Source organism: Alishewanella sp. d11 (assembly GCF_049390205.1).
Classification (GTDB): domain Bacteria; phylum Pseudomonadota; class Gammaproteobacteria; order Enterobacterales; family Alteromonadaceae; genus Alishewanella.
In genome coordinates this window covers 1,879,395-1,898,859 of sequence record NZ_CP186547.1, presented here as the reverse complement: position 1 = coordinate 1,898,859, position 19,465 = coordinate 1,879,395, and the positions used below count along the sequence as shown (strand labels likewise).

The following is a 19,465-nucleotide window of genomic DNA, read 5'->3' as shown; positions in this document are numbered from 1 at the left end:
CACTCTGTCCTAAAATTCAGCCACCAATCGCAACTCACTTCGCTTGTGACTTATTTAACGCTATGGTTAAGCTGAACTTGATCTGTTTAATTATAAAAATGGAATACTTTATGCTCGCAAAATACTATCTGGCTATAGTAGCAGTAGGTCTAGGGTTAACGTTAACCTTCCCCTCTCACGTATTGGCAAATAACCCTAAAACCCATGAAAACGCTATCAGTATTGACATCGATAGTGCAGTAGTGACCGAACACCGCACCCAGATTAATGGGCAACGTATCAGCTATAAAGCCTTTACCGGCACACAACCCGTGTGGGATGAGAATGGGCATCCAACCGCAACCTTGTTTTATACTTATTACCAACGTAGCGATATCAAAGATAACAGCAAACGCCCGTTATTGATTTCCTTTAATGGTGGACCCGGTTCAGCGTCCGTTTGGATGCACATTGCCTATACCGGCCCCAAAGCCTTAGTTATTGATAGTGAGGGCTATCCAGTACAACCCTATGGCGTAAAAACCAATCCTTACTCGGTACTAGATGTTGCCGATATCGTTTTTGTAAACCCAGTAAATACCGGCTATTCTCGTGTTTTACCAGGACCAGACGGTAAGATGCCTTCACGTGATCAACAACAGAAGATGTTTTTTGGTGTAAATGCCGATGTGAACTATTTGGCTGGCTGGATCAACACCTTTGTGCATCGTTATGAGCGCTGGCCTTCACCTAAATTTTTGATTGGTGAAAGCTACGGGACGACCCGAGTCGCGGGCTTAGCATTAGCGCTGCAAAATAATCAATGGATGTATTTAAATGGTGTAATCTTAGTTTCACCAACGGATATTGGCATTGAGCGGCAAGGGCCCGTTAAAGCCGCAAACCGCTTGCCGTACTTTGCCGCAACCGCATGGTATCACCAGGCCCTAGCCGCAGATTTACAACAAAAAGACTTGTACGATATTCTGCCAGAAGTTGAAAACTTCACTTTAAACGAATATTTACCTGCGCTCGCGCGGGGTAACTCGCTGCCAGAGGCTGAAAAACAGCGCATTGCAGAGCAAGTGAGTCGCTACTCCGGGATCAGTGTGCAAAATGTCATGCGCTCAAACTTAGATATTAGTACGGCGTATTTTTGGAAAGAATTACTGCGTGATCGTGGATTCACAGTAGGTCGTTTAGATTCACGTTATCTTGGGCTAGATAAAAATGACGTAGGTGAGCGACCAGATTATTGGGCAGAATTGACCTCGTGGCTACACTCCTTTACGCCCGCCATTAACCACTACTTACGAACTGAGTTAAACTACAAAACTGATATTAAGTACAACATGTTCGGTAATGTACACCCTTGGGATCGTAGCAATGATAATACGGGTGAAAACCTGCGCCAAGCAATGGCACAAAACCCCTATCTACGCGTGTTGACGCAAGCCGGATACTACGATGGCGCAACAAACTACTTTGATGCCAAATACAATATGTGGCAGTTAGATCCCAGCGGCAAAATGAAAGACCGTTTAAGTTTTAAAGGTTATCGCAGTGGTCATATGATGTATTTACGTTATGAAGATTTGAAAAAATCGAATGACGATTTACGTGAATTTATTTTACAGTCGTTACCTGCTGCAGGTCAGCCGGCAAAATACTAATCCCGCACTTCAATTCAAGAAAATGGCCCATAGGGCCATTTTCTCAACACTCAATCAGCTGCTACCAACTCTTTGGCACTCTGTTGTTTAGCTAACTCGCTTTGTTGTTCCATTTCTGCGGTTAATTGTTTCACCCGAGTTGCAAAAGCGGCCCTCGACTCAGCAGGCACAGGTCGAGCAAGCGGGATATGGGCAGTCATTGGGTTAACAGGTCTGTTATTGATATGTAGTTCATAGTGCAAATGCGGCCCTGTAGAACGCCCCGTATTCCCAGACAGCGCTATACGCTGACCTCTTGTGACTCTTTGACCGCGCTGTACATTAAAACGGCTAAGATGCAAATAGCGAGTTTTATAGCCACCAAAGTGCTGAATTTCAATATATTTACCGGCAAATGGATGGTTCTCAATACGGGTAACTACACCATCTGCAGGCGCGATTATTGGTGTGCCAATAGGTAATGGAAAATCCGTACCATTATGTGGCGAAACCCGCTTAGTAATTGGATGTAGGCGACGTGGGTTAAAATGAGAGCTAACACGAACGTTATTTTGCAGGGGAATACGCGAAAAAGCTCTTTCTAAGCTATCACCGTTCGCATCATAATATTGACCGTCATCATGCATAAAAGCTGTCAAAACTTGTCGCCGGTTTAAGATACGAATTGCCTCAATCCGACTTTGACCAGTGCCTTGTTCTTCGACAAAGTTCTCACTGCGTAGCACCTGAAATTGCGCTCCAGCCTGAATATCTCGCGAAAAATCAATCCTATCCTTAAAAAGTTGATTGATATTGTAGATATCCGTATCACTTAAACCTACTCGCTGCGCAGATGTATAAAAACTACCAAAGATTTCGCCTGCCAAAATATTTTTTCGCCAAACGCCTTCATCTATGATTTCTTGATAAGCAAACTCATCCGCAGCAACTCTTTCATACAAAACTTTTTTCCCAGCATGAATAAAAAGCTCCATGCTTTGTAATTGCCCGGCTTCATCCAATTGCAAGGTTAAACGATTACCAGGGTGTAAGACATCTAAAGCTAACAAGGATTGATCCGCCGCCATTACTTGTTGGACAGTTTGGTAACCTAAGTTATAACGCGAGAAAATTCGACTAAGGCTATCGCCGGCTTCAATGTTGTAAATTTTGGTGAAAGGATCTTCAATCGGTTCCGTACGTAATTTGTCATCAACCCAAGCGACTAGCTCGTTTAACGGTAATTGATCGAGTTGCTCTGGCGCCTGCTGTAAACCGATACTTAGCAGTAAAGGCAACACCCCCATGCCACTTTGTGTAGACCTTTGCGAAGTTGGCCACAGTAGCAATAACGTAATAAAAACCAAACAAAGCAACATAAGGCGCTGATGGCCCTGCGGGAAAAGACGTCGAAAATCTACAAAAAAGCTATTTAACATTACTTGGCGTTCTTAATTTATTCAAAATGATAAAAATTTTAGTAAGCATTGAGCATGCCTTAATTCGAGCCGAACATCAGAGGCTTTGCAACAGAAAAAGTTCACTCATTGTTATAGTATAACTTTTTAATTCTTAAAATGCCTTTTTAGTTGCGGTGAATGCCACCCGTCTTTTAACAAAAATCTGTTTAGTGCATTTTTCGGCTTAGATATAAAACTTTTACCAGATAATACTTAAAATTCACATAAAAAAATTGTGCCTATGACGAATTTTATATGTAAGAGGCCTTGTCATGACATTATTAGCTTTACCTAAATTTACAAGGGGAGCTGTTTGACTATGCCTTTATACAAAAAGAGCTGATATAGTCTGTATAAAGTATCAGCAAAACTGCAGGTAAATTATGCAATTAAAACCCTTATTTCTGCTTTTCTCGTTTATTAGTTTGAGCGTTCAGGCCGAGCCTATTGTCCTACATAATATTCAGGGTTACGGTTTCGCTGAAAATCGACAGTTGGTGAACTTTCAAACCCTGGTTTTTGATGACCAAAGTGGCCAAATATTGGCGAGAGGCGCTGCTGAACTAGTATCACAATACGAGCAAGCGAAAAAAATTGATGGTCAGGGTAAAACGCTGCTGCCGGGTTTAATTGATGGCCATGGTCATATTTTGGGGTTAGGGGAATACCTAAAACAAGCAGATCTGCGCGGCATAACCAGTGAAACCGCTTCGGCTGCGGCTGTAGCGAACTTTGCGCAGCACAATCCAGAGCAACCTTGGGTAGTAGGTCGAGGCTGGAATCAAGTACTGTGGGATAGCAAAGCCTTTCCAAATAAAGCAAGCTTAGATGAGCTCGTAGCAGATAAACCCGTTTACTTGGTCAGGGTTGATGCGCATGCGGCTTGGGTAAATAGTAAAGCCTTAGCCTTAGCGGGCATCAATAAAGACACACTGGATCCTCCTGGGGGAGAGATTATACGAGATGCTCAAGGCGAACCTACCGGCGTCTTAATTGATAACGCCATGTATTTAGTACAACGTAAAATCCCAGCCCCCGGTATAGTAGAGAAACGTGCCGCGTTAGAAAGTGCTTTTCAACATTTACTCGCACTTGGTATTACCGCAGTGCATGATGCGGGCGTGACGACAGAGCTTGTTAAGCTTTACCAACAACTTCAACAAGAGCAAAAACTGGGTGTACGTATTTACCCGATGTTATCGGCTAAAGATCCTGAATTGGCAGATTGGTTTAAAAGAGGCATTATTGATGATGCCAGCGATTGGTTAGATATTCGCTCTGTTAAAATCTATGGCGATGGTGCCTTGGGTAGCCGAGGTGCCGCCTTACTGGCGGACTATAGCGATCAACCTGGTCAACAAGGCTTATTAGTCACTGAGCCGGATGCCCTGACAGAAATCATGCGTTTGACGATAGAGGCTGGCTTTCAAGCCAATGTGCATGCGATTGGTGACCGAGCTAATCGCTTGGTATTGGATCGCTTTGAGCAGTTAAGCTCTCAAGAGGTGCTTCAGTCGAGCCGTCACCGCATCGAGCATGCGCAAGTCGTCTCGCCACGTGATATTCCACGCTTTAAACAGTTACATATTTTACCGGCTATGCAGGCGGTGCACGCCACGTCGGATATGAATATGGCAGGCGATCGCTTGGGCGTTGCCCGCTTACGGGGGGCTTATGCTTGGCGCAGCTTTATCGATCAAGGCAGCATCATTGTCGGTGGCTCTGATTTCCCAGTGGAACTCGCCAACCCTTTTCATGGCTTGCATGCATCAGTAACCAGACAGAATCAACAAAATCAACCTGAGGGTGGCTGGCTACCTGAGCAAAAACTCACACTGGTTGAGGCGTTTCGTTCATTTACCGTCGATGCGGCTTATGGTGCCTTTCAGGAAGATGCCATGGGTACACTTGCCCCAGGTAGCTGGGCTGACTTTATCTTGGTTGATCGAGATATCTTTAAGATACCAGCAGCAGAATTGTGGCAAACCACCACATTAGAGACATGGATCCATGGCCAGCAACGCTTTAAACGTTAAGCCTGCCACTCCCGCCAGAAACAGCTTCTGGCGGAATCTAGGGCTGCTTTTTGCTACTCTGCCTTTATGTTTAAGTGCTGAGCCTATTTTAATTGGTACTACACAAAGCCCATCTTCAAAAAGTATCTATATAGAAAACCAACTACAACAGGCATATCAGCAGCTGGGCAAGCAAGTCCTCTTTATTCCAATGCCCTCGCAACGACGTTTACATTTGGTCAGTAACCTGCAGCTTGATGCGGATTTATTTCGAATTTGCCAACTTGAAAACGAAAATCTGATCACGATTCAGGCCAAACTCGGTGATCTTTATCTGCAAGCATTCAGCCTAACAGCTGACATATTGACGAATTGGCAAGACAACACTGAGCTTATCGTTGTCCATGTCAGGGGTTTAAAAATGGCAGAGCTTACTTCATTTGCAGGAAATAGATTAACAGTAACCAGTATGGAGCAAGCTTTTGGCATGCTTTTACAAGGTAGGGCAGATGTGGTGCTAGAAGATCAATTATCAGCAGAGGCTTATCTAGAACAACAACAACTTAACAATATTTCCAGAGTCACTCTGGCACCTTTTGCTATGTGTCACGTGTTACGTAAGGATTTGGGGCATTTAGCGGCGCCGTTACAACAGATATTGCTGTCTAAACAGCCCTAGCCAACTTGGTATCTAGCATGCCACGCAGCTAACCATATGCACTGATTGGCTGCGTAGCAAGCTTAGTCCTACCAATTACGGGTTAAGATCCTCAGCCTCTTCAAAAGCAACCGCGCCCACTCTTGTCTGTTTGTCTCTTAATTTCCCGACTAAAGAACTCAACTTACGTTGTAGCTTTTCAGCCGCTCCCGTTAGCGCTTGGCCAACCGTTGCCGCATGTTCAGTGACGGCAATCGGCTCTTGCCCTTCAAAACGCGCCTCTAACAAACAGCGTTTGTCATTCCCATCATGCTTAGCACTACTATTTTCATCGCTCAAGTGCACTTCGATGCGAGTAATATGATCAGCAAAACGACTTAACTTTGCACTGAGGGTATCACGCACAAATTCGGCCAAGCGCTCATCGGCCTGAATGTGGCGATCACTGTTGATTTGTATTTGCATAATAAGGTACTCCTGTTAAGAATTTTTGCAGCGACTATTACTAAAGACCACTGCCGCAACGAATGGTTTCCTTGTTACTTCTTAATAGATGGTGATACTGCCGATAACCGTCAAGGGCAAAACTGAAAAAAACGCGTTTAAGCTACATCAGTGTTAATGTGGATTTTTATCCAGACAGCAGCGGAAAGTCTGGGTAAAATAGGCAAAGTGTTTACTTAAAAAAGTCTGCAGCATGATTAGCCATAAATGGACCAAGTTGATTAAAGCGCTTCACCTGAAAAAAAATCGTAAAGCGGAACAGCTGTTTTTTGTTGAAGGTGAAAAAGCGGTGCTTGAGGTTTTAGCCTCTAACTGGACAGTGGTGGCCTTGTTTGCTACAGAGCATTTTATCTCGGCACATCCAGTAGCTACGCAAAAGGTACCCGTATTGCAAAGCTGTGACAGCAACGAGCTAGTTAAAGTCGGCACCTTTAGTAGTAATGATGCGGCATTAGCTGTGGTTGCTATGCCTAGATGGCCCACTTTCTCCCCCGCCGCTTCAAGCTGGACGCTGGTTCTGGATAACATTAACGACCCCGGGAATCTGGGCACGATCATTCGGATTGCCGATTGGTATGGCATAAAGCATATTCTATGCTCTCCTGATACTGCCGACTGTTTTAATCCGAAAGTTGTTGCTGCTGCAAAAGGCTCATTTTTAAGAGTGCAGTTGCATTACCAATCCTTGACTGACGTTTTATCGTCAACCGACATGCCTATCTATGGTGCCTATCTCGATGGCGAAAGTGTGCATGAACTAAGCTTATCCCAACAGGGAGGCTTCATCATCTTAGGTAATGAAGCCAATGGCATTAGTCATGCAGTAGGCAGCTTGGTCAATCGTAAAATCACTATCCCTGCTTTTGGTGAAGCGGAGTCACTTAATGTCGGCATTGCGGCTGCGGTACTTTGTGATAACCTGCTGCGGCTAACCACATTAACTGCTGAGACTTTTTAATAACGAGGCCTACTTATGAATTTCCCAACTATCGAAGCCTATGTGGGTAATACCCCTTTAGTCCGACTGCAGCGTTTAGCCAGCCACACCAACAGCGTCGTACTGTGTAAATTGGAAGGGAATAACCCGGCTGGCTCGGTCAAAGATCGCCCAGCACTAAATATGATTAACGAAGCAGAGCGTCGTGGCAGCATTAAACCTGGCGATCGCATTATTGAAGCCACCAGTGGCAATACCGGGATCGCCTTGGCGATGGCAGCCGCGATAAAAGGCTACCCGATGACGTTAATTATGCCAGCCAATGCGACAGAAGAACGCAAGGCTTCTATGCGCGCTTATGGCGCAGAATTGATTTTAGTCAGTAAAGAACAAGGGATGGAAGGCGCGCGTGATCTGGCATTACAGCTGCAAGCAGAAGGCAAAGGCATAGTGCTGGATCAATTTAATAATACGGATAATCCCGCAGCACATTTTGCCAGTACTGGGCCTGAGCTGTGGCAACAAACCCAGGGGACTATTACGCACTTTGTATCCAGCATGGGAACTACAGGCACTATTATGGGCACGTCGCGCTATTTGAAAACGCAAAACCCCGCTATTCAAATTATTGGTTTACAACCTGCCGAAGGCGCCAGCATCCCAGGGATCAGGCGCTGGCCGGTGGAATATTTACCTGGTTTTTTCGAGCAAGAGCGCGTAGATCAGGTTATTGATATCTCACAAGAAGCTGCACTTGACACTATGCGTCGACTGGCCAAAGAAGAAGGTATTTTCGCGGGAGTGAGTTCTGGTGGTTCGGTGTATGCGGCACTGCGTATTGCAGAACAAATCGACAATGCGGTAATCGTGGCCATCATTTGCGATCGAGGCGATCGCTATTTATCATCGGGAATTTTTTAACGTTAACCGCTTTCAAATTAATACCGAGTACTAAACCAGTTTGCTTTAAATAAAACTAATGTGGCAACTTTGCTAAATATAGAGTTGCCAACCTATCGATTCTATTAACGGCGAAACCCTTGTCTTTTGAATATCTTGCATTATTAGCAGCCGCCTGTTGGGCCTTTGGTAGTTTGCTCTCAGCGCAGGCTGCAACCCATTTAGGCGCTTTTGCATTTACTCGTTATCGGATGTTGGTTGCCATGGTGCTATTGTGGCTTATGACGCTATTTAATAATGGCTGGCAAACGTTATCCAGTGAAAGCATCAGCTTACTAGCGCTTTCCGGGGCTATAGGCATCTTTATTGGCGATACCGCATTATTCGCGGCAATGAATCGGCTTGGCCCGCGCAGAGCGGGTGTGTTGTTTGCTAGCCATGCTTTATTCTCGGTCGTTCTAGCGTATTTTTGGTTAGGTGAAACCCTATGGGGACTTGGTCTTATCGGTAGCTCATTACTGCTTAGTGGCGTCATGATTGCCATCTTGTTTGGTAAAAGGCAAAACGAACAGCATCAATGGGAAAGTCAGCAACACGGGATCAGCTTGGGCATCGCTTTGGGCTTATTAGCGGCAGTTTGCCAAGCAGTATCTACCCTAATGCTAAAGCCTCTCATGCTAACGGCTGTTGATGCCATAGCTGCCTCGGCCGTTAGGATGACAACAGGTTTTATACTGCATTTACTATTTTTACTGCTCGGGTTTAAAGTGGCACGCAGCCTGCTGCCTTTAACCGGTCGCATTTTCTCTTTAGTGATTATTAATGCAACCCTATCAATGGTATTGGGTATGACTTTTATTTTACAAGCACTTAAGCATGGTGACGTTGGCAAGGTAGCAATGCTGTCGTCGGTTAGTCCGGTACTCATACTGCCGATGCTTTGGTTAGTATATAAACGTCGCCCTGCTTGGGGCGCCTGGTTAGGCGCCCTTCTAACAGTACTTGGCACTATGCTGATCGTTGGCACTTAGTCATCAGTGACTTAGCTGCCAATAACACCGCCATCATCTTTGGTAATAATTACCGTGGCAGAGCGTGGTCGACGCGTACCTCGATCTGGCCAAGTACTACTGAAACTATATGGCCCTGATCCCTCTCCAGGATGCTGGATATTCACAAACATCGTTCGACAATCTGGCGTCATTACTACACCGGTAATCTCGCAGCCCACAGGACCGACTAAGAAACGTTTGATGGTGTGTGAAACAACATCTGCTACTAACATCTGATTATGACCAAAGACGCCTTCACGTAACTGGCTTCCCGACATATCGGTTTGGATCCAGAGTAAACCATTAGGATCAAACCACAAGCCATCAGGCGAAGCATGCTGGTTTTCTTCCGTTAACATAAACTGATGCTGCGGTGTGTAGGTAAAAGCCTCACCACTTAATAAAAAGATGTCCCAATTAAAACGGGTCCCCACCTCTTCACGCCAACGAATGATATGACCTTGGGTATTAGTTGCCCGCGGGTTGGCAGCATTAAGTTGCGAATTATGTCGCTGGCTATTGTTGGTTAACGTAAAGTAAACCTCTCCCGTTTCAGGATGCACAGCGCCCCATTCCGGGCGATCCATCTTGGTTGCACCGGCAATATCTGCCGCTAAACGTGTATTGAGCAGCAGATCAGCTTGATCGCTAAATTCCACCTTAGCTGCGGCCGCTTTTGCCATAAAGTCGGCATTAGTCACATCTAAGGGTAACCACTCTCCCGAACCATCATCGTTAAAACGAGCTGCATACAAGGTTCCACTATCCAGTAAATGCGGACCCGCTGTAGCAGGATCATAATTTTGCGCGCTAACAAATTTATAAATGTACTCAAAGCGCGAATCATCACCCGAATATGCCACTAACGGCTTACCTATCTCCGGTTTAGCAAAAATAATGCCTTCATGCGCAAAACGTCCCATGGCGGTATGCTTCACGGGCGTACTCTGCGGATTGAAGGGGTCAATTTCTACGATCCAACCGAAAGTATTCGGCTCATTGCGGAAGTCGGCCATAGCTGATTCAGCAAGGCTTGAAGCATTAAAACGAGCTAAAACGGGATCTTCTGCAGCAGCAGATTCCCAATGCATAATACTGTGCATCTCCGAAACACTATAACGTCGATGCTCCCTAGGCATCTTTATATCACGGTTAACAAAGAGTAATGCCCAGTTTTCTTCACAGGTCAAATACGTGCCCCAAGGTGTGACACCATGTGAGCAGTTATTTAAGGTACCGCGAGTGGCCAAGCCTTCAGGACTATATTGGGTCTGCACCTTAGCATGACCACGCACAGGGCCTGTTAACGCCATCGGGGTCATACCGGTAATACGGCGATTATAGGCACTGTCTTGTTGCAGCTGCCATTGGCCATCAGCCTGTTTTTTGATATGGGCCACACTAACACCATGTGCGGCTAACTCTTTATGGACTTGTTCCGCGGGGCGAGGTAATACCTCAGCAACGGCGCCATGTAATATTTTGGGATCGCAATATTCATGATTTATGACCAGTAAGCCCTCATCGGAACTTTGGCCCCCTTGCTTTATATCCATCGGGAAAAAATGCATACCATCGTGATGTGTGCCTATTTGCATAGCCTGCTCTGCAGCGGTGTTGCTGCCATCAGTTTTATATGCTGCGGCTCCTGGCAATAATGGCGTACCCCACGGTAAAAAAGGTTTGGCACTGTAGCCAGCAGGTACAGTTACCGTATCAAAGCGGTTTGTGGCAATGGCTTCAAATCCTAATAGCCCTTTTTTTACCGCATTACTGACTGCCGTAACCTTAGTATCGCAGCCTGTTAAGCTGCTACCAATAAAGCTGCCCACTGCCAAAGCGACAGCGCCTTGCAAAAACCGACGACGATTTAAACGGCTTGCTAAAACCTGCTGAAACTCAGGATTTGCAGAAAAATTTGCCTGTGGCTCAGTGCCTGAAATATCGAATGCTGTATGACGCTGCTTTACCATGGTTGTCACCAATATGTGGGAAAAATACTCTTGATTATTCTTGCTTGCTCTTACAATTTTATGACATACAACTAAAAAAGCTCTGAATAATTTATTTTAGTGTCTTCAAGAATAGCATCCTGCGTCTTGGCTCTGATATAGTGCATCAAAAATAGCAAGAAAAGGGCTGTAAAAATGCAATGGCAGGTACTCACCTTCAAGGAGTTAGATACCCTCACACTGTATTCATTGTTGCAACTGCGGGTAGATGTATTTGTTGTTGAACAAAATTGTCCCTATCCAGAATTGGATGACAAAGACTTACATCCAGAGACAAGGCACATCATTCTAAAAAAAGGCGATAAAGTCATTGCCTACTCGCGGGTATTAGCACCCAATGTGAGCTTTGCTGGCTTTCCAGGTATAGGGCGCGTTTGCATCTCGCAAACGGCTCGACGGTTAGGCTTGGGGAAAATCTTAGTGGAAAAAACGCTAGCAGAGACGGCGGCGCTTTGGCCAAACACCGATATTCATATCTCAGCGCAATGTTATTTACAGCGTTTTTATCAAGAGCTTGGTTTTAAACCGGCTAGTGAGCCTTATTTGGAAGATGATATTCCGCATCTGAAAATGATTAAGGCAGCGGATTAAGCCACTGCCTGCAATTTTAAGCCTGCGTAAGCTGTGTAACAGAGCAGGCATCTAACAATGCCTGCGGTAGAACAATTTACGGTAGACCCACTTCAAAGGTTAATGTCAAAGAGGCTCTCTGCATATCAGCCAGTGCCGTGGGCGTATTGTCTTGGTAGCTAGCTTCAAGTAAATAACGCCCAGCCTCTGCTGGGGTAAACCGCAGTTTACCTTCAGCATCCGTTTCTAAGGTGATGCGTCCTGCGTTATTACGATATAACTCTGCTTCCCGCGACAGTTCCACTTTCACACCAGAGACGGGCTTGCCCTCTAATAATAACTGCCATTGAATATCTTCTTCTGCCACATAATCCGCTGGATGTGTGACAAAGTTCACTTCAAAGCCCTCGCCTTTGGGATTGATCGCAGTACGATTAGGGGCTTTCACCGTCACTACAGCCAAGGCTTTACTTTGACTGCGACTTGTCGTGACCTTGCTTGCGCCAACAGGTAGCTGACTACTGGCCGCTTTTTTATCTGCCATAATACGTTTGCGCTCGCCATTCACTTCATACATAGTGAAATAGCGCGGTGCTCCACCATTTTCAATCAGATAGGTGCCTTCAGCAACCAGCTGGTGATCGGCTTGCGACTTGCGCTTACCTTGGTAACTTTGCGCAAACTTATGTCGCTGGCCATCTGGGAAAATGATATGTAAATTATCTGGCGATACACCTTTATCGGGAACAAAGGTCATGTTCGCCGCGGACACATCCACCGAAATCCAAGTATCTTCTCCTGATAACACAAAGTGACTTGGCATCACCCATAAGGTATGGGCGAACACCGATTGACTCGATACGGCAAGCAATGCAGCCAATAAAAGCTTTTTCATCCTATTTTTCCTTTTTCACATCATGATGGGTATTTATTTAATAACAAACTGCAACTCGCCAAGCTCTTCTGACGCAGCAGCACTCAGTTGCTGAGGCTGTCCATTGAGTTCAAAATCGATTTTTTGCAAACTGCGACCGCCTTGTTCGCGCGAAGCCTCCACATACAGGGTGTACTTCCCTTCAGGTAAAGCATCACCTTGATCATCTTTACCATCCCAACTTAAGCGATACTGACCTGGAGTGCGGGTTGCCCCTGTCATCGCATCAACTAAAACTGGCTCACTGCGGCCTATTTTGCGCCAAAACCGCCGAATATCTTTTAACCAATCAGGCTCTTTGCGCCAGAGAGCAATAAGTTTCACCGGCTGCTGCTCAGTATTTTCTATCCATACCGCAACATATGGCCGATAGTACTGGGCCGTAGCAATCTCTGGGATCTGTAGCGTGATTTCCGATTCTGCGGCCTGTAATGGGCTACAAACTAATAGTGCAGCCGTTACTAAGCTCAGACTGAATGCTTTCAACATTATCTCCTTCTTAAATTCCATTAATGCAGCGCAATGAGGTAGGCCAATAGCGCCATCAGGCCACCTAAGACGGCCAGCGCATTTCCCGCACTTTTCTTCGATGGCATTTTCAGTAATAAATAAAACCCTGTAATAGCAAATAACAAACAGGCAATAGCGGTAATATCAATCAACCACTTCCACGCTAAACCGCTATCTCGGCCTTTGTGTAAGTCATTCGCCAGTGCCAGATAGCCACTAAACTGTTGCTCTAACTCGACCTCTGCCCGATTGAGATCAACCAGCGCCACAGCAAAACCAGCAGGTCGCTTAAAGCTTAATTCCAGCGTTTGCTCGTCAGGTTCATAACGCGATTGCCAGCTGACTGCTTTGACACCTTGCTGTTGCAACCATGCAACTAAATTAGCCGCATAGTGCGCTTGCTCGGACTCAACGGGCCAGGTTTGAAATGCTGCTGGCAGAGGTAATATGGTAAGACTTTGCTGCGCGCCCCACTTACTTTGCCAAGTTGGGTGATTAAGTGTGATACCCGTAATAGAAAAAAACACCAGTAATAACAACACCCACATGGCACTGTAGGTATGCAAGGCTCGCATCATGCGACCGACCGCGGCATTTTTCTTTTTGGCTACACTGTTTTTTGCTTGCATGCTTTATCTGAACCTGTTGCTAAACTCACTTTTTACGCTGAACACGTTATCTTACCCCTGTTAAATAAGGGGGCATTAGTAATGCCCCTTTGCATTAAATAAGGGTGTTAAAACTGCACATTAACGCCCGCCCAAAGGTTACGCGCCTTATCTTTGTTATTAAAATCATCGACAAACGCAGCGCTATAACCGTTCTGACCGCTAGCATCATTGACACAGCTGGCAGCAGTATCGCTACATTCAGTAAAGGTAATGTTGTAAGCAGTAAAATCTTTATCAAGCAGGTTGTTGATGCGCAGATTAAAGGTAACAGTATCATTCACCTGGTAAGCCGCACCGAGGTGCAAGACGTTATAACCTTTAAAATAAAGCGCTTTATCATTTTGCACATCCCAAGAGCGGTAACGTTTAGTGCGGTATTCTGATGTTAAAAACACATTTAGCGCTGCAGCCGCTTGCCAATTTAGCGTCAGGTTAGCCATGTGCTTAGCGCTATTCCCAAGCGGACGACCTTTGTTAGCACCACTTTTTTGCTCACTGTCGGTATAGGTATAGTTAGCTCTTAGCGCAACGGTCTCAAGTAATTGCCAACGTCCAGCCAGCTCTGCGCCTTGAATAGTCACTTTATCAATGTTGACAGTTTTGCTGCTCGTTGCGTATCCCAAACTGGCATATTCACCGGTGACGGAACACAGAATTGTGGTATTAGCACCACAAGGCTGTGAGGCAATTTTATCGTCAAAATCATTTTTAAAGAGGGTTGCATTAAAGTTATGGCCATTGTCATGCGTCCAATAAACGGCTAATTCACTAGACACACTGGTTTCCGCTTTTAAATCTGGGTTACCAAAAAACGGAGAGGTGCCCTGCCCACCAAAGCCAACGACCCCATCATATAACTGCGTCGTTTTCGGGGTTTTGAAACCCGTGCTAACCCCGCCTTTAATGGTCCAAGCTTCGTTAAGGGTGTACACACCGTAAAGTCTGGGGCTTAATTGATCACCAAATACTTCATGATCATCTCGCCTTAAACCCGCAGTTAACGCAAATTCACCCGTCAAATCCCAAGTATCTTCTGCAAATACTGACCACATATTGTGATCTTGCACTGCACCGGGTGTACCCTGCTCCATACCAAAGACACCATCTTGCAATTCGCCACGAATGATTTGCGCGCCAAACACGGTCTTATGCTGTCCTGCCGCTTCAAATGGCATATCGACTTTGATATCAAGCGTATATTGATTACTGCTCATTTCACGTTTTGGCCGCGGTAAAAAAGTCGCTTCAGCAATGGCTTTTCGCTCGCTTTCTGCTAATCCAGCATAGTTCCCAGTAGCATCAATCATTTGTAGCAATTGCGCGCGTTCAGCTACGGTAAAAGGCAAAGTCCGACCATTATTCTGCGTATCAACATAAGATAACGAGACAAAGCTATTGCCAAATTCCCATTCAGCTTGGTGCGTTAACGACCAAGTATCACGCGTAAATTCTTGCGTATCGCTGTAACCGACTCTGGGGTTACTACGTCTGGTCCACTGACCACCACTGGCTTCGCAGACTGCTTGCCTTGAACCTCTACCACCAATACACACATTACCCACAGCCCAAACGCTATCAATATTATCCACCGTACCTAAAGGGTATTGCCGCACCCCATCGTTATTGATTACAGGTGTATTATCATAATCCTGCTTAGACGTTTCGATATCAAACCATAGCGTTTGGTTTTTGACAGGCGTCCAGCTTAAGCGTGCACCTAATACTTCGTTTGTATTATCAACGGTTTTGCCGCCGGCACCAAAACCTAGTGAGCGAGTACGCACCTCGCCATTCGGATAATTAATAGGCGCATATTCCGGCGTTGACGCCATCCGATCATAAACACTGCCACGGATTGCCATACCAAGTACACCTTTGATAAGTGGGCCCATCACATTAAAATCGGTTGTTACCTCTTCACCAAAGGCATCATCAAATTGTTTCGTACGGCTATGTGACAGCGAGCCAGCCCATTCCTCAGTCACTTTTTTAGTGATGATATTAATCACGCCACCTAATGCATCTGCGCCATATAAGGTCGATGCAGGGCCGCGAATCACTTCCACCCGCTCAATGGCATCTAACGGCGGGATGTGACCAAACTGATTGCCCCCAAAGGCATTTGGATAAATGTCACCATGATTATTTTGTCGCTTGCCATCGACTAGAATTAAGGTGTAATCCGATCCCATACCGCGCAGGCTGATCGTACCCTGTCCGGTTTTATCACGCGTTTCACCAATATCGACACCTTCTAAATCTCGCACCACATCTAATAAGGTAGTGTAAGGACGGCGCTTTAACTCTTCCTGTGTAATCACAGAAATACTCGCAGGCGCATCAACAAGTTTCTGTTCATAGCCTGAAGCCGTTACCACTATCACTTCAATATTATTTTCGGTTAACGCTGCTGTGGCATGCGCTGTACTGATTTGACATGCAGCAGCGACTGCGATAGCCAGACAACCTTGGCGAAACAACATTTCTATCTCCTTTATGGGTAAATGCGGCCTAACAGCCTTCAATCGCTAGGATGATAATGATAATCACTTGCAATAGCAATATTATTTTCATTTATAGGGAACTTTTTGCTAATAGTGATTTGATGAAGCAGAAAGTGGAGAAAACAAGCGTTAGCAACAACCTAGCGATGCTCGGTTGTTGCTAAGAATAGATGGGATATAACGTTAGTATTGCTTTAGAAACGGTAGCGGAAGCCTGCTTCAAATGAGCGTTCAGGCCCTACATAAATACCTTGACGCAATCCACTGATATAGTTTTTATCCGCTAAGTTTTTCACTGAGCCATATACGGTTAAACCATCAATCACCTTATATTGTGCTAACAGATCGTATACAGAGTAAGCAGGTAATAACCCACCCCAAATACCACCGGCAGCATTTGTTGGAATATCCACGCGATTGCTAGGATCAGCGTATTGCTCGCCACGGTGATGTGCCGTTAAAGCAATACTAAAGGACTCTGCAGTGTAACTTAGCGCAACGTTTGCCAAGATCTTCGGTGCGTAAGGAATACGATTACCGGCATTAACGCCTGTTTTAAACTCTGAAGTCGGTACCCAAGTGGCATTAGTCTCTAATTTAAAGCCACCACCAAAATTGTAATTAAACACCAACTCCATACCTGTATGCTCGGTCTCACCGGCATTAGATTGCGACAAGTTAGGATCGCTATTACCCGTTACAACTTGGTTGGCGAAATCCATATAGAAGGCGGACATTTCGTAAGTTACTGCGCCTGCAGTACCACGTAAACCGGCTTCATAGTTTACTGAGCGCTCCCCATCTAGCTGCTGATCGGTTAAGCCATCTAGGGCAACACCATTAGAGGCCGGCGAAAATGCCCGATACACACCACCATACAACTGCGCACTGTCGCTTAACTCGTAAGTGGCGCCTACACCCGGTAAAAACTCGGTGTTAGTGGTTTTCGCGGTATCGCCATTCTGCGTCAGAATTTCGCGCTTTTGCTCGTAAGACTCTACTCGTAAACCAGGGGTAATGGCCAAAGCATCGCTGATTTGTAGACGACTTTGTGCGTAACCGGCAACACTGGTAGCAGAATCGATAATATGCCGATCGTTATTGCCTGAACGATCCGCTGCGCGAGTAGCACGGATTCGGGTATCATTAGATTCCTCTTGCATTACACGCAAGCCAAATTCAGTCGCAGCTGCATAACCAAATAACTGCTGATCAACGCTCAAGCGGCTTTCAATTCCTAAACGCTCAAAGCTACGGTTATTACCTGTCAGCGCATCGGTATAGACCCAGCGTCCAGCCGCATTTGAAGCCGCCGTATCAACATTATAACGCCAGTAATCGCGTGTAATCTCACTCCAGTAGAGTAAAGTATTCACCTTAACATCGTTGTTTAATACCACTTCATGGTTTAAATCGAGTGATGTACGATCGGTCAAATACCAGTCATCCGGTGCAGGATTATAACGCTCGCCGTTTAAATAATCGGCCAACAACAAACCGCGGTAAGAAATATTGGCTTCATTTTCATGATAGGCAAACTTAACACCGACCTTTTGCTTGTCACTAATCGCCATACCGGCTTTGACCATCACATCTGACATGTCATAGCCTTTATCCATAAAGCCATCACTTTTTGCTTTAGTCGCCACCACACCAACAAAGGCGTCTTCGGACGGGTTCTTAGCGCCAGCTTCGACACTAAGCTCACGCATATTAAAGGAACCGGCACGTGCCGACACTAACACACCGTCATCAGGCGTTTTAGTGATATAGTTAACCACACCACCAATAGTCGAAGGACCATAGCGTAAAGAGGCTGAACCTTTTAACACTTCTACAGATTCAACCCGTTGAATACGAGTATTAAAATAGCGGTCATTACCAATAAACAATCCGGGGGCGACTGGAACACCATCTTCTAGTAACAGCGATTTGGACTCACCTGCAGACAGACCACGAATACCAAAGTTAGCCACAATCGAGGTTTCTTCTTCGCCTTTGATATTGATACCAGGTACACGGCGTAATACATCTTCGGTAGAAAGCGGCTGCACCTGCTCAATTTGTGCTCGATCAATCAAGATCACGGCACCGGTTTCATCAAAGCGATGCACGTGTTGCTGACCTTTCACTCTAATGACTTCGATTGCCGGACTTAGCGCACTGTCTGCAGCAACGACTTGGTCGGCTGTTGCTGTGGCATAAAGATTGAAACTGATGGCACTCATTGCTAAGACCACAGCCGATGCAACTGGATTAAGCTTACTTTTCAACATGGAAACCCACTACCATTAAAACTACATGAATTTGAGATGAAAAGAATATTAACAACGCTTAACTTTAATAGCAATAGTTATCATTTGGATTTTAGTAAGCTTTTTCTAGCTTTACCTTGCTGGCATGCCGTACAGCTGCTCTGCTCGATTTAATAAAATCCAACTAGTCAGAATATATTTATCACTAGATACTGGGGTACAACCACGGTGTGTATGGGTAAAATAGGCAGGTGCTATCACCATGCGACCTTGTGCCGGTTGAATGGATTTCTGCTGATAGTAAAACTCTGTTTGACCACCTTCTGCCACATCGTTCAGATAAAACATAAATAACAATGTCCGGTGCAGTGGTTCATTATCGGGTAATTGTGGGTATACCTCGCAGTGCCAATAATTATAATTACCCTTATCGGCTTGATATTTTTGTGCTTGAATCGGGCCCAGACGATATAAAGTCCGCATAAAGCCAAAGGTTTGCTCTGCGGTAAATTGCTGAAAATTATCATGTGTTACCGGCACTGGCTGACCATTCAGCGGATCTTGCGTAGTGATGCCAACTGGTGCAATTAAAGCGAAGTGGTATTTTTTGAAATACTGATGAGCATAATAGGAGGTAACATCAATGACCTGCTGCAATAAGTGCCGATACTCAGCATAGTCATTAAGATAGAGATCTGTACTGATCTTTTTAGTGAGATCAACTCCCGCCCCCGTTCTTCCGGGTCGTAGATGCGGACTCTTCTCAAAAGCGCTAATCAGCTGTTGGCAAAGTTCTGCGCTTAACGCATTATCATATATCTCAATAAAATCAGTCATTAGGACATCCTGTTT

16 protein-coding genes are annotated in these 19,465 nt (G+C 45.3%); 7 read left to right on the top strand and 9 right to left on the bottom strand.

Features of this window, described 5'->3' with window-relative positions; all coding sequences use genetic code 11:
- Positions 1-110: 110 nt before the first annotated feature.
- Positions 111-1,652, top strand: a complete 1,542-nt coding sequence (locus ACO1PK_RS08550) for a S10 family peptidase (RefSeq protein WP_423185225.1) — start codon at positions 111-113, stop codon at positions 1,650-1,652.
- A gap of 50 nt (positions 1,653-1,702) precedes the next feature.
- Here ACO1PK_RS08550 and ACO1PK_RS08545 read toward each other — a convergent pair whose 3' ends face one another.
- Entirely contained in the window at positions 1,703-3,070 is a 1,368-nt protein-coding gene (locus tag ACO1PK_RS08545) for a peptidoglycan DD-metalloendopeptidase family protein (protein ID WP_423185224.1), read from the bottom strand.
- 404 nt (positions 3,071-3,474) lie between these two features.
- Here ACO1PK_RS08545 and ACO1PK_RS08540 point away from each other — a divergent pair, with 404 nt between their 5' ends.
- Both ACO1PK_RS08540 and ACO1PK_RS08535 read left to right on the top strand, forming a co-directional pair.
- Positions 3,475-5,127, top strand: a complete 1,653-nt coding sequence (locus ACO1PK_RS08540) for an amidohydrolase (protein ID WP_423185223.1) — start codon at positions 3,475-3,477, stop codon at positions 5,125-5,127.
- Positions 5,102-5,785, top strand: coding sequence for a hypothetical protein (locus ACO1PK_RS08535; RefSeq protein ID WP_423185222.1), 684 nt, complete (start codon positions 5,102-5,104; stop codon positions 5,783-5,785). Before ACO1PK_RS08540 ends, ACO1PK_RS08535 begins: the two co-directional genes overlap by 26 nt.
- Before the next feature lie 75 nt (positions 5,786-5,860).
- On the opposite strand, the gene ACO1PK_RS08530 is transcribed toward ACO1PK_RS08535, so the two are convergent.
- Positions 5,861-6,229: an HPF/RaiA family ribosome-associated protein gene (locus ACO1PK_RS08530; protein ID WP_423185221.1), complete on the bottom strand. Its 369-nt coding sequence runs from the start codon at positions 6,227-6,229 to the stop codon at positions 5,861-5,863.
- A gap of 232 nt (positions 6,230-6,461) precedes the next feature.
- Here ACO1PK_RS08530 and ACO1PK_RS08525 point away from each other — a divergent pair, with 232 nt between their 5' ends.
- From ACO1PK_RS08525 to ACO1PK_RS08515, 3 genes are all read left to right on the top strand, one after another.
- Positions 6,462-7,226, top strand: coding sequence for an RNA methyltransferase (locus tag ACO1PK_RS08525; protein ID WP_423185220.1), 765 nt, complete (start codon positions 6,462-6,464; stop codon positions 7,224-7,226).
- 15 nt (positions 7,227-7,241) lie between these two features.
- A complete protein-coding gene (gene cysM / locus ACO1PK_RS08520; protein ID WP_423185219.1) occupies positions 7,242-8,126 on the top strand; it encodes a cysteine synthase CysM in 885 nt (294 codons plus the stop codon).
- 119 nt (positions 8,127-8,245) lie between these two features.
- Entirely contained in the window at positions 8,246-9,136 is an 891-nt protein-coding gene (locus ACO1PK_RS08515; protein WP_423185218.1) for a DMT family transporter, read from the top strand.
- Positions 9,137-9,147: 11 nt separating this feature from the next.
- On the opposite strand, the gene ACO1PK_RS08510 is transcribed toward ACO1PK_RS08515, so the two are convergent.
- On the bottom strand, positions 9,148-11,130 hold the full coding sequence (locus ACO1PK_RS08510) for a PhoX family protein (protein ID WP_423185217.1): 1,983 nt from the start codon (positions 11,128-11,130) through the stop codon (positions 9,148-9,150).
- Positions 11,131-11,304: 174 nt separating this feature from the next.
- On the opposite strand from ACO1PK_RS08510, the gene ACO1PK_RS08505 reads away from it, so the two are divergent.
- Positions 11,305-11,760, top strand: a complete 456-nt coding sequence (locus tag ACO1PK_RS08505; protein ID WP_423185216.1) for a GNAT family N-acetyltransferase — start codon at positions 11,305-11,307, stop codon at positions 11,758-11,760.
- 76 nt (positions 11,761-11,836) lie between these two features.
- Here ACO1PK_RS08505 and ACO1PK_RS08500 read toward each other — a convergent pair whose 3' ends face one another.
- The 6 genes from ACO1PK_RS08500 to ACO1PK_RS08475 all read right to left on the bottom strand — a co-directional run bounded on the left by ACO1PK_RS08500 (position 11,837) and on the right by ACO1PK_RS08475 (position 19,450).
- On the bottom strand, positions 11,837-12,634 hold the full coding sequence (locus tag ACO1PK_RS08500) for a DUF4198 domain-containing protein (RefSeq protein WP_423185215.1): 798 nt from the start codon (positions 12,632-12,634) through the stop codon (positions 11,837-11,839).
- A 33-nt stretch (positions 12,635-12,667) separates the two neighbouring features.
- A complete protein-coding gene (locus ACO1PK_RS08495) occupies positions 12,668-13,162 on the bottom strand; it encodes a DUF2271 domain-containing protein (protein WP_423185214.1) in 495 nt (164 codons plus the stop codon).
- Between the two features lie 20 nt (positions 13,163-13,182).
- Positions 13,183-13,812, bottom strand: a complete 630-nt coding sequence (locus ACO1PK_RS08490) for a PepSY-associated TM helix domain-containing protein (protein ID WP_423185213.1) — start codon at positions 13,810-13,812, stop codon at positions 13,183-13,185.
- Positions 13,813-13,919: 107 nt separating this feature from the next.
- Positions 13,920-16,337: a TonB-dependent receptor domain-containing protein gene (locus ACO1PK_RS08485; RefSeq protein WP_423185212.1), complete on the bottom strand. Its 2,418-nt coding sequence runs from the start codon at positions 16,335-16,337 to the stop codon at positions 13,920-13,922.
- A gap of 215 nt (positions 16,338-16,552) precedes the next feature.
- Positions 16,553-18,634, bottom strand: a complete 2,082-nt coding sequence (locus tag ACO1PK_RS08480) for a TonB-dependent receptor family protein (RefSeq protein ID WP_423185211.1) — start codon at positions 18,632-18,634, stop codon at positions 16,553-16,555.
- Between the two features lie 111 nt (positions 18,635-18,745).
- Positions 18,746-19,450, bottom strand: a complete 705-nt coding sequence (locus ACO1PK_RS08475) for a 2OG-Fe(II) oxygenase (protein ID WP_423185210.1) — start codon at positions 19,448-19,450, stop codon at positions 18,746-18,748.
- Positions 19,451-19,465 lie beyond the last annotated feature (15 nt).